Below are 15,468 nucleotides of genomic sequence, written 5' to 3' on the forward strand. Positions count from 1 at the left end.
TAGAGAAGACTTTCTCCACAGCCTGAGAAGGTATCTCACCCTAGTGAGATACCTTCTTTTTTAATCTTTTTTCAGTCTTCGTGCAACACCATTACCTAAAGACTGTAATCCTTGAACGAGGATAATCAGAATAAAGACGGTTGCATACATTACTTCTGGTTCGTAGCGTAAATGTCCGAATCGATATGCTAAGTCTCCTAGCCCGCCAGCACCTACAAGACCAGCCATTGCTGTTGCGCCGATTAAGCCAATCGTTGCAATTGTTAATCCCAGTACAAGGGAGGGACGAGCTTCTTTCACCATAACGTGCCAAATGATTTTTATAGTAGAAACGCCCATCGCTTGGTAGGCTTCAATGACACCGCGATCTACTTCTAGTAAAGCCGTCTCCATTAAACGTGCGATATAGGGAGCTGTGAAGACGACAAGTGGTACGATCACACCTTGCACGCCAATGGATGTTCCCATTAGAAACTTTGTAAAAGGTAAGATGAAGAATAATAGAATGATAAATGGAAGAGAGCGAATGGTATTAATAACCGTATTAAGAATAGGATAGATGATTTTATTTTCACGCTGCCCACCAGGTCTCGTTAAAACAAGTGTGACGCCAAGTGGTAATGCAATAAGGATAGAGATGAGTAATGAAATAGATGTCATTTGAAAGGTTTGAATTGTGGCTTCCCATATGACTTTACCCCATTCATCCAAAAAGGACTTGTTTCCCATAATCTGTTCTACCTCCTTCTACAATGATTCCTTGCTCTTGTAAAAATGATAAAGCACGGTGGATTTCATTTTGTTCTCCTTGCATATGAACGACTAGTTTCCCATATGCTTCATGTTTTAACTGCGTAATATTACCGGATAAAATATTCGGATACACTTGGAAACGTTTTGTGGCAACAGCTAAGGCAGGTTCACCTGAAGTAGTGCCAATAAATGAAAGTGTTACAATTTCTCCAGTATTCTGTAGTTCTTTCTGTACCTCTTCTGGAATTTTAGCTGCAAAGGCGCTATTTACAAATTTCTTCGTTGTTACATGTTGTGGGTTTGTGAAAATATCTTTCACAGTCCCACTTTCGACTACAGATCCATGTTCCATAACGGCAACGCGGTCGCATATACGTTGGATAACGTTCATTTCGTGTGTAATGAGTAAAATCGTAATTCCAATTTCTTCGTTAATCTTTAATAACAAATCAAGAATAGAATCAGTTGTTTCTGGATCTAAAGCGCTCGTTGCTTCGTCACTTAATAACACTTCAGGCTCATGTGATAGTGCACGTGCAATTGCAACGCGCTGTTTTTGACCGCCAGAAAGTTCACTTGGATAAGCATCTTTTCGATTGAAAAGATCGACAATGCGTAAATATTTTTCTACCCTTTTTTTAATTTCCGCTTTTGGAATGCCAGCAAGGCGTAAAGGTAATGCAATGTTTTCATAGATGGTAACAGTTTTAAGTAAATTGAATCCTTGAAAGATCATTCCGATTTTTTGTCTCGCTTTTGCTAGTTCTTTTGTCGATAACGTTGTTAAGTCTTGTTCGTTTACAATGATATTTCCTGTCGTTGGTTTTTCTAATAAATTTACACATCGAATCAATGTGCTTTTACCAGCGCCGCTATACCCAATGATTCCAAATACCTCGCCTTTTTCTACTTTAAGGGAAGTAGACTTAAGAGCCTCAACAGTCCCTTTTTTTGTTGAAAATACTTTGGATATGTTTTTTAATTCAATCATTATCGTCAGCTCCTACCAAGATGGTAAAACTGAACCATCAAATTTTTTCTCGATAAACTCTTTTACTTCTTTAGATTGATAAGCTTTCTTTAATTTATTTACAACGGCATCATCTTTATTTTCAGTACGAACAACAACCCAGTTCACATATGGTGAATCTTTTCCTTCGCGGAAAATAGAATCTTTCGCTGGACTTAATTTTGCACCTAATGCAAAGTTTGTGTTAATTGCAGCTGCTTTTACTTCACTTAGTTGCGTTGGTAATTGAGATGCCTCTAATTCGACAATCTTTAATTTTTTTGGATTTTCAATTACATCTTTTGCAGTCGCTTTTTCTGTAGCCTTTGGATCAACTTTTAAAACCCCTGCTTTTTCAAATAATTTTAAAGCTCGCAGTTCATTCGTTGGGTCATTTGGTACAGCAATCGCATCGCCGTCTTTTAAGTCTTTTACATCTTTTATATCTTTAGAATATACGCCCATAGGGAATGTTACTGTTGAAAATACTTCAGCTAATTTCATATTGCGTTCAGCTTTAAATACATCTAAATACGATTTCGTTTGGTAGCTATTTACATCAAGGCTTTTTTCATCTAAAGATACGTTTGGCGCTACATAATCATTAAATACTTTTATATCAATTTCGAGGTCATCTTTTGCGGCAACTTCTTTTACCTTTTCAAAAATTTGTTCATGCGGCCCACCTGTTACACCGACAGTAATCTTTTTCTCGTCTAATGCTTTTACCTCTTTATCTGAACTCGCGCTACATGCGCCTAATAATAATACTGCTCCGCTTACAATGCTTAATAATACCTTTTTCATCTATAAATCCCCCTTCATATACGTTCCAAAATAAAAAGCACCTCCCAAAAATAAGAGAGGTGCCGAATAGACGAAATAGATTCCTCTCTTATCTTCCAAAACGAAAACTCGTTTTGCAGGAATTAGCACCTTAGCTTATACGTAATAAGCTCGGTTGCCGGGCATCATCGGGCCAGTCCCTCCGCCACTCTTGATAAGAGTATGTGTATGTAGTTTTGAATATGGTACTAATAGTAAATCGTACAAAAAGAATTGTCAATTATATTTTCAGAATATATTTTATTTTAAGGTGATCGAAACATTTCCTTTCTTATGGCCCATTTCTACATACGTATGGGCTTCTGCAACTTCTTCTAATCGGTAAGTTCTATCAATAACAGGTTTTAGCTTTTCTGTTTCAGCTAGTTGTTTTAGTAGGTTCATATCTTCTTTACTGACCTTTGCCATCATTCCGTTCACAGATACATATTTTCCATTAGGCATTAATGCATCTGTACAAAGAGACTTTTGATATTTTCCAACTGCGTCAAATATAATATCGTAGTGATCGCCCCGCTTAGTAAAATCTTCTTTCATATAATCAATTACGTTGTCTGCCCCTAAAGCTGTTACTAAATCGAAATTCGAACTACTACAAATGGCTGTGACAGTCGCCCCGAAGTATTTAGCAAGTTGTACGGCTGCCGTCCCTACTGACCCAGAGGCGCCGTATATAAGTACTTGTTGCCCTTTTTTTATCTGTCCTTTTCTAAGGAAGTGCAATGCTGAAGTTCCGCCAAAAGGAATAACAGCAGCTTCTTCATAGGTCACATTGGTAGGTTTTAATGCTATTAATCCACTTTCATGCACGCATGTGTATTCGGCATAACCACCAAGGTTGAGTTCTGTTAATGCAAAAACTGGATCCCCTTTTTTAAATTGTGTTACATCTGTTCCAATGTCTTCGATTTCACCGGATAACTCTACGCCAAGTATAGGTTTTCTCGGTTTTCTGAAACCTAATATGATCCGCATAGGAATCCAAAATAAGAGGGGGCTATTAAAGCCACGTATTCTACAATCTCCAGTCGTTACACTTGTTGCGTGAATTTTAACTAATACTTCATTTTTTTTAGGTTTAGGCTTTTCTACATTTTGAAGCTGGAGAACATTAGGTGGTCCATACTTTGTGCAAATAATCGCTTTCATAATGACCTCCTGAAATGAGTTGTTATTATTTACATCATATTTAAACTTTTTCTCAAACATGTTGTTATATAGGAAATAAATTTAAAGATAAATATTACGAATTATATAGATTTCATAGGAATAGAGATGATATTATTTTTGGGAAGGAGGGGACGTTATGAAAAAACTTATTTTAATTTCAAGTCTAGTACTTGCAGTCGGTCTAGGAGTAGGGTGTAGTAATGAGGAAACAAAAAAGACTGATGAACCGAAAAAAGAAGCTGTGCAGAAAGAAAAGGAATTAACAGCGAAGGATGTTTTCAATAAAGCGAATGAAGCTTTTAAAAACGAAGAAAATGTAACGATGACATATGATGTGGGAATAAAGGCTGAAGGAACAGAGATGAATGTAATGAAGGCCAAAATGCAACTAGAGCCGAAGAAAAAAAACTCTCGTTCTGAAATGAATGTTTCTGGTACAGAGGTTATTGTTTATGATGTAGGTGGCAAAATTGCTGGTCAGGTGAAAAATCCTAATACGGGTGAAGTGATGTCTGTACCAGAGGAACAATTAAATGCTAACGGAATGAACGCGACTCAAGGAATGGTAGATAATTTAGAGATTCCATCGGAAATTTTAAATAAAGTAAAGATGGAGAAAAGTGGAGATAATTATAAACTGAAGTTTGCATTAAAAGGGCAAGAGACAGAGAGTATGCTAGCTAGTATGGATGAAAAGCAGAAACAAATGCTACAAGGCCAAAATGCAAAGATAGAAGAAATAGATGGGGAATATATTATTACAAAAGATTTTAAATATGAATCAGCAAAGATAGATATGGTTATGAGTAGCAATGGTAAGGATAAAGCGCACATTATTACGGATGCAAAGTTTACATCGTATGATAAATTTGATCCAATACAATTGCCAGCAGCAAAGTAATCACTGTCAAGAGAGGTACCTGAAAGAACGGGTATCTCTTTTTGTTGCTAATAAGGAGAGTGTCCTTTGAAAAAAAGAAAGATAGCAGTGGTCATTGTCGCATATACGGTTTTGCTTGCAACGTCTGTACATACGTATAAAAAACAAATTGATCATCCTATTATGAGTGATGTAGGTAAATTGCTTCCGACAAAAATAAAACGTGTTGAAAGTGCTACGGAAGAGCACTCGTTAATAAAATTAGTGCGAGATGCAAAAGTTTCAGGAGAGAAAATTTCCATTGCAGGCATGCAACATAGCCAAGGAGGACAGACATATTATCCGAATGGCACGATGCTCGATATGAAAGGATATAATAAAATATTAGAATTCGATCCAGAGAAGAAGCGGATTACAGTTCAAAGTGGTGTCACGTGGAATGATATTCAGAAGAAAATAAATCCATATGGCCTTGCGGTACAGGTCATGCAGTCTCAAAATATTTTTACTGTTGGTGGTTCATTAAGTGTAAATGTACACGGGCGTGATATTCGTCATGAGGCACTAATTGATACAGTAGAGTCATTCAGATTGTTAATGGCAGATGGCACGGTACGTAATGTAAGTAGAGAAGAAAATGTAGAGTTATTTCCATATGTCATTGGTGGTTACGGTTTATTTGGAGTTATTTTAGATGTGACGCTGAAGTTAACAGATGATGAATTATATGAAATGCACACGAGAATGATAGATTATAAAGAATACGCATCTTATTTCAAAGAGAAAGTGAAAAGAGATGAGAATGTTCGTATGCACTTAGCGCGTATTTCTGTTGCTCCAAATTCATTTTTAAAAGAGATGTATGTGACGGATTATACTTTGGCACAAAATCAAAATATGAGAGAAGAGTACAGTGAATTAAAGGAAGAAAATATTATAGCTGCACCTAAATTTTTACTTGGGTTATCACGTTATAGTGATTGGGGAAAGAATACATTTTGGGATATACAAAGAGGTTATTTTGAACGTACAGATGGAAAGTATGAGACGCGTAATAATGTTATGAGATCAGATAGTGCTTTTATGGAATATGAAAATCCAAATAGGACCGAAGTGTTACAAGAATACTTTGTGCCTATAGATGCTTTCACGGAGTATATAGATGATTTACGTAACGCATTAAATGAAGAAGAGTTTAATTTACTCAACATTACGATTCGTTACGTGGAAAAGAATGAAAATGCAGTTTTGTCCTATGCGAAAGATGATATGTTTGCGCTGGTTCTTTTGATTAACCAGGGACGCTCAGAGAGTGAGATAAAGAAAACAGAGGATGTCATTCGGAAGATGATTGATGTTACTTTAAAGCATAACGGTAGTTACTATTTGCCGTATTATTCTTATCCAACGAAAGAGCAGTTAAAGAGGGCATATCCTCGTATTGAAGAATTTCTCAAGAAAAAGAAGGAAGTAGATTCAGAAGAGAGATTTGTGAATTTATTTTATAGGGAGTATACGAAATGACATATAGAAGATTTGTGGCTTCGCAAAGTATCATCATGATGGCAGGAAGTATGGTATTTCCTTTTTATATATTATTGCTTCGAAACGTTGGAAATAGCTTCTCGCAATTTGGCTGGGCGTATGGCTTATTTGCTTTAACATCAGCACTTGTATATCCACTAGTGGGAAAGATATCTGATCAAGTAGGTGATAGAAAATTATTAATAATATACGCTTGGTCCATGGCAATCTTAATGCTTTGCTTTCCGATTGCCACGGAAGTATGGCATGTGTATATTCTTCAAATTGTAATGGGAGTTTTAGGTGCTGTGCAGCGTAATACTGAGAAGACTTCATTAGCACGAAAGGTTGCGCAGGAAAAGGCTGGTTATGAGATTGGAAAATACCATGTGTGGACATCCATTGGCGGAGCAGTAGCGGTTATTGCCACGGGATATTTAGTAGATTTCTTTACGATTGGTACAATTTTTTATATTGCATCTATTCTATATGTAGTGAGCGGGATTGTATTAAGTAGTAAAAAAATATAACTATTCCTATTTTCACCTTAATACCCTTTATTTGTTATACTAAAAGGGAATACAAAAGAAAAGGGGACAGTGCCTTTGATGAAATTTGTAGTTTTAGCTATTCTTACTTTGTTTTTGATTCCATGGACAAGAAGCAGTAGTAAGCTTCGGGCAGTGGATAAGAAGGGAGATAAGAAGGTTGTAAAGGGTAAGAAATCATCTATTTTAGTTATTCCTGTTTTATTTTGGATAGGTATTGCAATCTATGAATACTTTTGGCTAATTGATGATCGAGTAGATTCGATTCTTACTCATTATTCTGTTGCAGTAGCAATTTTAATTGGGCTTGTTTTATTTTCACAAGATCAAATAGGGAAATTAGAAGGTACGCTAAAAGGACTTCTAATGTTTATTTTACTCGCAAGTTACGGCTACTTTGGTTATTTGCACGATATAGTAATCTCGCAAAAGAAATATGATTCTGTTGTTAAGGTAGAGAAAGATATTTCAGAGCCATTTACTGAAAATGACCAGCCGTTTACAGTGCCGCCAAAGACAGCGGAGAATAAGATGAAAAAAGTATTTGGTGATATTCCGAAAGTAGCTTATTTTGAGCTAGGAGAATTAACGCCACAAATGGTAAACGGCGAAGCTTTATATGTAGCGCCGATTGAAGTTTCAGGATTTTTTAAAGCGCGTAAAGCTGAGACAATTCCAGGGTATGTAACGATGTCAGGTACGAATCCTGATGCGGAAGCGAAACTGCACCTCGGTTATAAAATGAAATATGTGCCAAGCATGTTTTTTGGTAATAAGTTAGAGCGTGTGGTAAGGCAAGCAGAACCAAATTTAATCTTTAAAGGAAAACCTAAATTTGAGGTTGATGATCAAGGAAAACCATATTATACAATGACGTATGGTGAATTTATTTCAGGAAGATCTGGATTTGAGGTAGAAGGTGTTGTCGTAGTAGATGCACAAACAGGTGAAGTGAAAAGATATGATAAAGGAAAGGCACCTAAATTTGTTGATGGTGTATTAAATCATGAGACTGCATCTACGTTAAATACGTACTTTGGTAAATATATTCACGGATTTTGGAATACGAAATTCTCACAAACAGATATGAAAATTCCGACTGAGTGGGGAACGAAAGAAGGCGTGACCCCGATCTTTGGTAAAGATGGAACACTGTATTATTTTACAGACTTTACTTCTCCAAAAGAAGGAGTAGATTCAGCCCTAGGCTATTCATTAGTAGATGCACGCACAGGCAAGCTATATTACTATAATGGAAAAGAAGTAAAGGGGATTATGGATGGTTCAGCAGCTACAGAAGTAGTAGATAATTCCTTTAAGAGAGAGAAATGGCATGGGACAATGCCTGTCATTTATAACGTATACGGAAAACCAGCTTGGATTATTCCGGTTGTTGATGACGGAGGCCTAGTACGTGCACATACAGTTGTATATGCTGCTAATGCAAAAATATTTGCGACAGGTTCTTCGCAGAAAGAAGCGCTTGAGAATTATAAAAACGTAATGAGTGGTAATGGTGATACCTTTAGACCAACCTCAACAGGAAAAGAAGCGCAAAAAGAAGGTATTGTACAACGTGTATATAAAGAGAAATCAGGTGAAAATACAATCGTGTACGTACTTTTAGAGAATGAACAAAAGGTATTTATGATACCGGTGAAGAAATTCCCGTATGCTATGTTTACAGAAGTAGGAGACCCAATTCAAATTACATATTTAGATACAGGAGAGACGATGGCCTCGGTATCTAAATTTACGAATAGCAATGTGAAAAAGTAAAGCGATAGAATTTCTATCGCTTTTTTTTACATTATGAAAGAGGAAAATGCGCTGTACTTGACGTATGTTTATGATGTAACTATAATTGTTACGATTCAGTGTATATAGGAAAGGGTGAATTGAAAAAGTGAATGAAGTTAATCACGAAATATATAAACCTGTAAAGGCAAACAGGTTATGGATGATTCTTGTATTAGGAACACTTACGGCGATTGGGCCATTATCTATTGATATGTATTTGCCTTCATTACCGAAGTTAACGGATGACTTGCAAACAGGTGCATCCCTAGCGCAGCTTACATTAACAGCTTGTTTGCTTGGGTTGTCAGTAGGACAATTATTTGTTGGCTCAATTAGCGATATTTACGGAAGACGCAAACCACTTATTATTGCTCTTATTATTTATGTTGCTTCTTCTTTACTTTGTGCTGTTGCGCCATCTATTTGGACATTAGTATTATTGCGCTTCCTACAAGGAGCTTCAGGATCAGCCGGGATTGTTATATCACGTGCAATGGTACGTGATATGTACTCAGGTTCTGAAATGACGAAGTTTTTCTCACTGCTTATGTTAGTAAACGGAGCAGCACCTATTTTGGCACCAATTATTGGAGGGCAATTATTACAGTTTACAACGTGGCGCGGTGTTTTCATCGTTCTTGGAGCAATTAGCGTATTCATGTTAATCTCAGCTACTTTTGTATTGCGTGAAACATTACCTCCTGAAGAAAGAGAAACGGGTGGTTTGTCAGGGACTTTGGCGACGTACGGAAAATTGTTAAAGGACCGTCTGTTTATGGGATATGCATTGTCACAAGGATTAGTAACAGCGGCAATGTTTGCATACATTTCGGGCTCACCATTTGTGCTGCAGAACATATACGGAACATCGCCACAGCAATTTAGTTTATTCTTTGCGATTAACGGCATCGGTATTATTATTGCTAGTCAGGTAACGGGTCGTTTAGCGGGGAAAGTGAATGAGAAGACATTATTTGTTGCTGGTATTATTATCGCAGCTGTTGGTGGCCTATCTTTACTACTGACAATCGTACTAGGAATAGGTTTAATCGGTGTTTTATGTTCGTTATTCCTTGTTGTATCAAGTGTCGGGGTTGTATCAACAACTGGGTTCTCATTAGCGATGAGAAATCAGAAGCAAGCTGCAGGAACAGCGTCAGCTTTATTAGGCTTATTACAGTTCATTTCAGGAGCGCTTGTCGCTCCGCTAGTAGGTATTGGTGGGAGTAATACAGCGTTACCGATGGGTGTTGTTATTGCGCTTTGTGAAGTAGGGGCAGTATTATGTTATCTATTTATGGCCAGAAGAAGTGAGAAGCAGTTTGAACTGCAACAAAGACAAAATTTAGAGGCTTAACAAAAAAGAACTGATTCAAAGGGAATGTTTGAATCAGTTCTTTTTTTCATTTCTTTGAAATACATCATACATATTATTCATGATCGTATCATATAAAACAGCAAGTTTATCCCACACCCAGCGATTACTATCGACTTCTTTTTCCCCACAGTCGATAATATCGGTATGGTCAGTAATTTTATACGCTTTTTTAACGATAATAGGAGCAATCTTCGGTATACGTGGGATTTCTTTTAAGATATCTGCGAAGTTTCCAATGTAGACATGACCGATGATTTCGATTGTTAATGATTTATCCGATATATTTAGCACGGTATGAAATTGATTTGTGTGTTGTTGTTTTAAATATTGAGCTAACTTAAATGGAGCATGCTTCTTCTTTAATACGCGGCGAAGGCTCTCTGTATTTTCGATATGAAGTGATTTTTCGCGAATAAGGACACGAATATCTTCTCCCATAAAAGGCATTGTGTTGTACATAGATGATTCTCCTTAAAAACTTACATATGTTTGCGTTATGCATATGTAAGTCTAGCATGGTTTGTTCTTTATGTGTGCTTACAGTTTTGTAAGGTGATGTAGTAAAGCATTGCAAAAGTTATTTGTATAAAGTGACGATACTGTGACAAACATGTTGGTATATATATTACGATGTCGTCTTAAGTGTAAAAAGTAGGGCGTTCTCGGTATAATAACAAGTGGAGATAAAAGAAACTATAATGAGTAATAGCTGTAGATAAAAGGAGAAGAAGAGATGAAGAAGGTTTTGGGTATTGCTGTAATGGGAAGTATGCTCTTTCTAGCAGGGTGTAATGGAAATAAAGATACGAAAGAAACGAAAGAAAAGGTAGAGCAATCTGCTGAACAAACAGAAGAGATGAAAGAATACCTTGCAGTACATGAAAAATACGATATAAAAATGAATAAAGAAATTAATAAAGCACTGCAGTTATTTGAAGTGGCAAAAGAAAAGGGCGGTAAGGAAATAACGAATGCTACATATAAAGAAGATGTGCAAAAGGTAACAACGAGCATGTTAGAAGATATTGATCATATACGTAAAGAAATTCGTGTGCCGAAGTCGAAAGAGCAAGAACATGAAGTATATGTTGGTTTCTTGAATGAATCGGAACAAGCGATGAAAAAATTACAGAAGTTAGCTAAAGAAGAAGATTCATCGTTGATTCGTGATATAGAAATTAATTTTGCAACAGCATCGACATACTATAAACGTTTTCAAGCAGAAACGAAAAAATAACCTTGCCTGTGCAAGGTTATTTTTTCTTCTTACCATCTCCGTCTGCATCCTCGGATACTAATATTTTCTGTTCTTCGTGAAATTCGGAAATAGTTTGCCCGGTAATATTATCGAAAGGGGTATAAGAAAGAAGTGATACGTTTCTTTTTAATAAAGAGTTTATAGAAGCCGATGATGACAAGTATAACGATAGTTAAGGATAATCCTATAGTAGCAAGAAGTAAGGGATCCATCTTATAACTCCTTTAACATCATTTCTTGTTATGATAAGCCGAAAACTGTAATTTCGATAAAAGAATTAAAAACTGATTTTTCTAAATTTATCCAATTTGATTGACTTTTCAATTTTTCAGAATTATAATTCGAAATATACAATTTGAACCAAATAATAATATAGCAATTTACTTATCCAGAGAGGTAGAGGGACTGGCCCTATGACACCTCAGCAGCGGGTTCTGTAATAGGAACACCGTGCTAATTCCAGCAAGCAAGTCTTGAAAGATAAGTGATGGGCCTTTGTTTGTTAAGCCTTGATCTTATTTTTTAAGATCAAGGCTTTTTGTATTCTAAAAAGAGAAAAGGGAGTAATGGAAAAAGTACATTCATAAAACAAAGTAAATTCATGTGTTTAGGGGGTTATTGAAGTGTATGTAATTAAAAAATTATCGGTTATGGTGTTCACACTATGGGTTATTACGACAGTGACATTTCTAATTATGCATATTATTCCGGGAGATCCATTTTCATCAGATGCAAAAATCTTTCCTGAAGAAGTGATCCAAAACATGAGAGCGAAGTATCACCTTGATAAACCGTTATGGAATCAATATGTTGCTTATTTAGACGGTGTAGTTCATTTTGATTTTGGTGAATCTGTTCAATCAACCGGGCAAGGTGTATCAGAAATTATAACAACTGGCTTTGGTCCATCAGCAATTATTGGTCTACAAGCACTTGTTATTTCATTGTTGGTAGGAATTGCGGCAGGGACATTTGCTGCTCTATATCATGGGAGAGTAATTGACTATAGTGTGAGTTTGCTCGCAATTCTAGGTATTTCTATTCCAAGTTTTATTTTAGCACCACTATTTATACAAGTATTTGCTATCCAATTTGAGTTTTTACCAGTAGCCTCTTGGGGAACATTCGAACATACGGTATTGCCATCCTTTGCATTAGCGTTAGGGCCAATTGCAGTTATTACAAGGTTTGTTCGTTCTAATATGATCGAAGTACTGCAGAGTGATTATATTAAGCTAGCAAGAGCAAAAGGTATACCAATTAAGAAGATTATTATAAGACATGCTCTTCGAAATGCGATTGTTCCAGTACTTACATTTGTGGGACCGTTAATGGCTGGACTTTTAACAGGGACTTTCGTTATTGAAAAAATCTTTTCAATTCCTGGCCTAGGAAAATATTTCGTAGATAGTATTTTTAACCGAGACTATCCGGTGATTATGGGAACAACGATTTTCTATAGTGCATTATTAATTGCTTGTATTTTCATTACAGATATTATTCACCGCATTGTTGATCCGCGTATTCGTTCTATTACATAAGGAGGGGGGATATTTAAATGGGAGCTTATGAAATTAATGAACAGTTATTAACGAAAGAAGAGAAAAAAGAATTAACGATAAATAAAAATCAGCAAACGATTAGCAGAAAGAAAGAAGTGTTTCGTAAGTTTATATCGAATCCAATCGCAGTTTTAGGAACAGTGACGTTATTGCTAATTATTGTTTTCTCGCTTATTGGCGAAAGTTTAACTTCATTTACTGCGAGTGAACAAGTAAAAGAGGCAACAAATTTACCGCCGAGTAGTGAACATTGGTTTGGAACAGATGATCTAGGGAGAGATATTTGGGCACGTACTTGGGCTGGTGGGAAGATTTCACTAACAGTTGGATTAGTAGCAGCTGCCCTCGATATAGGGCTTGGTGTACTGATTGGTGGATTTAGTGGATATGTGAGAGGGCGTAATCGCCTTGGAACGTTAATTGATGAGTGGATTATAAGAGGAATTGAAGTATTATACGGCATCCCATATTTATTAATTGTTATTTTACTATTAATTGTTATGAAACCAGGTCTTTTCACCATTATTATCGCCCTTGCATTAACGGGATGGATTGGAATGGCTCGTCTCATTCGAGCACAAGTATTGTCTTTAAAACAACGAGAGTTTGTTATTGCAGCAGAGCGATTAGGTACATCACATATGAAAATTATATATGGGCATTTAATTCCGAATTTAACAGGGATTATTATCGTAAATTTATCATTTACAATTCCAGCAGCTATTTTTTCAGAATCATTTTTAAGCTTTATAGGACTTGGAGTACAATCACCAGCGGCAAGTTGGGGGACGATGACGAATGATGCACTTGGGACATTATTGAGCGGAGAATGGTGGCAGCTATTTTTCCCGGCAATCATGATTGCACTCATTATGTTCGCATTTAATGCAATTGGTGATGGTTTGCAAGATGCGATTGATCCAAAAATCGTCAAACGGAATCGAAAGGAGAAAAAACATGGCACAAATCTTATCTTTAGAAAACGTAACGTTAGCCGTTGAAAAAGAGAATAGTAAGCAAGCGATTGTGAAACATGTTTCCTTTTCTATTAACGAAGGTGAAATAGTTGCACTTGTAGGAGAAAGTGGTTCAGGAAAAAGTGTCACAGCACAATCCATTATCGGCTTGAATCAAGAATCAATTCATATTGATGATGGAAATATAGCTTTCCAAGCAAAGGAATTAACGAATTTACAAGAGTCAGAATGGAATCAAATTCGCGGAAAAGATATTTCCTTTATATTTCAAGATCCGCTTTCATCTTTAAACCCAACGATGAAGGTAGGCAAACAAATTACAGAAGTAGTTTTGCAACATGAGAAAAAATCGAAAAGAGAAGCAAAGGAAATTGCGATTAACTTGTTAACAGATTTAGGGATACATGAAGCAGAGAAACGCTTTGAACAGTACCCACATCAATTAAGCGGAGGTATGAGGCAGCGTATTTGTTTAGCAATTGCGTTTGCTTGTTATCCAAAGCTTGTAATTGCAGACGAGCCGACAACAGCGTTAGATGTAACGATTCAGAAACAAATTATGGGGCTATTAAAAGAAAGAAAAGAAAAACAAAATACGAGTATTTTATTAATTACACATGATTTGGCACTTGTACGTGAAGTAGCTGATCGAGTAGTTGTTATGTACGGGGGACGTGTCGTTGAAAAAGGAACGATACAGGAGGTAATAGGTTCTCCTAAACATCCATATACGAAAAGTTTATTACAAGCAATTCCGAATATGGATGATTCCGAAAAGGTATTACGTGCTATAGAAGGAACGACACCTTCCATTGAAACATTAAATAGCTTTGGTTGTCCTTTTGTAAATCGTTGTCCAGTAGCGATAAAAGAATGTATTCATCGTTTCCCAGAGAGAACAACATATTCTAAGGAGCATAGTTCACATTGTTGGCAGCATGTTCTAGAGCATAATAAAGCGAAATCAAAAGAGAAGGTGAATGCCTCATGACGACAGATTTAATTACTGTAAAGCAAGTAATGAAAACGTACGGAAGTAAAAGTAAAGAAATCACAGCGTTAAAAGACATATCACTTTCTATCCCGAAAGGAACAACACTTGGCATTATTGGTGAAAGTGGTTCAGGAAAAACAACACTTGGAAAGCTCATAGCAGGGATTGAGAGTCCAACGTCTGGTGAAATTGATTATAACGGTCAAGTCGTTCACAAGCTGAAGTCAGCTCATAAGCGAGAGTTTTTACAGAAAGTACAGTTCATTTTTCAAGATTCTACAGCTGCATTAAATCCGCGCTGGAAAGTACGCGATAGCGTAACGGAAGGTTATATTTCATTCGGTTTAGGTGATAAAGGGTTGAAGGATAAAGTAGCAGGTGATGCGCTAGAGCGTGTTGGATTAGATAGAAGATATATTGATCGATATCCGCATGAATTTAGCGGAGGACAACGTCAACGTATCGCTATTGCAAGAGCGCTATTATGTGAGCCAGAAGTATTAATTCTTGATGAACCAATTTCGGCATTAGACGTTTCATTGCAAATTCAAATTGTACATCTGCTGCAAAAGATTCAAAAGGAGCAAGGCTATACATATTTATTTATCGCGCACGATTTACCGATGGTTCACTATTTATGTGAAAAAGTAGCTGTCTTATACAAAGGAGAACTTGTTGAATTTGGAAATACGGACGAAGTGTTCCGTAATCCACAACATTCTTATACAAAAACATTATTAGCATCAACACCAAAAATTTCGGGTTAAAG

The 15,468-nt window shown here is 36.5% G+C and carries 15 protein-coding genes, 1 pseudogene and 2 riboswitches; of the genes and pseudogenes, 10 read left to right on the forward strand and 6 right to left on the reverse strand.

Annotation, left to right across the window (positions count from 1 at the left end; translation table 11 throughout):
• Positions 1 to 60: 60 nt before the first annotated feature.
• The 4 genes from RT27_RS20840 to RT27_RS20855 form a co-directional block, all read right to left on the reverse strand.
• A complete protein-coding gene (locus RT27_RS20840; protein ID WP_043937299.1) occupies positions 61 to 729 on the reverse strand; it encodes a methionine ABC transporter permease in 669 nt (222 codons plus the stop codon).
• Entirely contained in the window at positions 704 to 1,744 is a 1,041-nt protein-coding gene (locus tag RT27_RS20845) for an ATP-binding cassette domain-containing protein (RefSeq protein ID WP_016084002.1), read from the reverse strand. The genes RT27_RS20840 and RT27_RS20845 overlap by 26 nt, the downstream gene beginning before the upstream one ends.
• A gap of 12 nt (positions 1,745 to 1,756) precedes the next feature.
• Entirely contained in the window at positions 1,757 to 2,569 is an 813-nt protein-coding gene (locus RT27_RS20850) for a MetQ/NlpA family ABC transporter substrate-binding protein (RefSeq protein ID WP_029441434.1), read from the reverse strand.
• Positions 2,570 to 2,654: 85 nt separating this feature from the next.
• A riboswitch (SAM riboswitch) is annotated at positions 2,655 to 2,769 on the reverse strand.
• A 79-nt stretch (positions 2,770 to 2,848) separates the two neighbouring features.
• Entirely contained in the window at positions 2,849 to 3,757 is a 909-nt protein-coding gene (locus RT27_RS20855) for an NAD(P)-dependent alcohol dehydrogenase (RefSeq protein ID WP_043937301.1), read from the reverse strand.
• Positions 3,758 to 3,914: 157 nt separating this feature from the next.
• Between RT27_RS20855 and RT27_RS20860 the strand changes: the two genes are divergently transcribed.
• The 5 genes from RT27_RS20860 to RT27_RS20880 all read left to right on the forward strand — a co-directional run bounded on the left by RT27_RS20860 (position 3,915) and on the right by RT27_RS20880 (position 9,887).
• Positions 3,915 to 4,679, forward strand: coding sequence for a DUF6612 family protein (locus tag RT27_RS20860; RefSeq protein WP_016083999.1), 765 nt, complete (start codon positions 3,915 to 3,917; stop codon positions 4,677 to 4,679).
• Between the two features lie 66 nt (positions 4,680 to 4,745).
• Positions 4,746 to 6,182: an FAD-binding oxidoreductase gene (locus RT27_RS20865; protein WP_016083998.1), complete on the forward strand. Its 1,437-nt coding sequence runs from the start codon at positions 4,746 to 4,748 to the stop codon at positions 6,180 to 6,182.
• A complete protein-coding gene (locus RT27_RS20870; RefSeq protein ID WP_016083997.1) occupies positions 6,179 to 6,712 on the forward strand; it encodes an MFS transporter in 534 nt (177 codons plus the stop codon). Before RT27_RS20865 ends, RT27_RS20870 begins: the two co-directional genes overlap by 4 nt.
• 78 nt (positions 6,713 to 6,790) lie before the next feature.
• Positions 6,791 to 8,509, forward strand: coding sequence for a DUF3981 domain-containing protein (locus tag RT27_RS20875; protein WP_016083996.1), 1,719 nt, complete (start codon positions 6,791 to 6,793; stop codon positions 8,507 to 8,509).
• Between the two features lie 118 nt (positions 8,510 to 8,627).
• Complete coding sequence (locus tag RT27_RS20880) at positions 8,628 to 9,887, forward strand: multidrug effflux MFS transporter (protein ID WP_231577703.1); 1,260 nt, start codon at positions 8,628 to 8,630, stop codon at positions 9,885 to 9,887.
• Positions 9,888 to 9,920: 33 nt separating this feature from the next.
• Here RT27_RS20880 and RT27_RS20885 read toward each other — a convergent pair whose 3' ends face one another.
• Entirely contained in the window at positions 9,921 to 10,367 is a 447-nt protein-coding gene (locus tag RT27_RS20885) for a hypothetical protein (RefSeq protein WP_016083995.1), read from the reverse strand.
• 274 nt (positions 10,368 to 10,641) lie between these two features.
• Here RT27_RS20885 and RT27_RS20890 point away from each other — a divergent pair, with 274 nt between their 5' ends.
• Complete coding sequence (locus tag RT27_RS20890; RefSeq protein WP_043937305.1) at positions 10,642 to 11,145, forward strand: lipoprotein; 504 nt, start codon at positions 10,642 to 10,644, stop codon at positions 11,143 to 11,145.
• Positions 11,146 to 11,161: 16 nt separating this feature from the next.
• Here RT27_RS20890 and RT27_RS33840 read toward each other — a convergent pair.
• Positions 11,162 to 11,378 (reverse strand): annotated as a pseudogene (locus tag RT27_RS33840) (DUF3951 domain-containing protein).
• A 169-nt stretch (positions 11,379 to 11,547) separates the two neighbouring features.
• A riboswitch (SAM riboswitch) is annotated at positions 11,548 to 11,653 on the forward strand.
• A gap of 136 nt (positions 11,654 to 11,789) precedes the next feature.
• Between RT27_RS33840 and RT27_RS20895 the strand changes: the two are divergent.
• The 4 genes from RT27_RS20895 to RT27_RS20910 are packed head-to-tail and all read left to right on the forward strand — an operon-like array spanning position 11,790 to position 15,466.
• Complete coding sequence (locus tag RT27_RS20895) at positions 11,790 to 12,707, forward strand: ABC transporter permease (protein ID WP_043937306.1); 918 nt, start codon at positions 11,790 to 11,792, stop codon at positions 12,705 to 12,707.
• A gap of 17 nt (positions 12,708 to 12,724) precedes the next feature.
• Entirely contained in the window at positions 12,725 to 13,729 is a 1,005-nt protein-coding gene (locus tag RT27_RS20900) for an ABC transporter permease (protein WP_016083992.1), read from the forward strand.
• Entirely contained in the window at positions 13,686 to 14,696 is a 1,011-nt protein-coding gene (locus RT27_RS20905) for an ABC transporter ATP-binding protein (RefSeq protein ID WP_043937307.1), read from the forward strand. The genes RT27_RS20900 and RT27_RS20905 overlap by 44 nt, the downstream gene beginning before the upstream one ends.
• On the forward strand, positions 14,693 to 15,466 hold the full coding sequence (locus RT27_RS20910) for an ATP-binding cassette domain-containing protein (protein WP_016083990.1): 774 nt from the start codon (positions 14,693 to 14,695) through the stop codon (positions 15,464 to 15,466). The genes RT27_RS20905 and RT27_RS20910 overlap by 4 nt, the downstream gene beginning before the upstream one ends.
• Positions 15,467 to 15,468 lie beyond the last annotated feature (2 nt).

Origin of the sequence: Bacillus sp. L_1B0_5 (genome assembly GCF_000836715.1) — a bacterium.
Classification (GTDB): domain Bacteria; phylum Bacillota; class Bacilli; order Bacillales; family Bacillaceae_G; genus Bacillus_A; species Bacillus_A thuringiensis_S.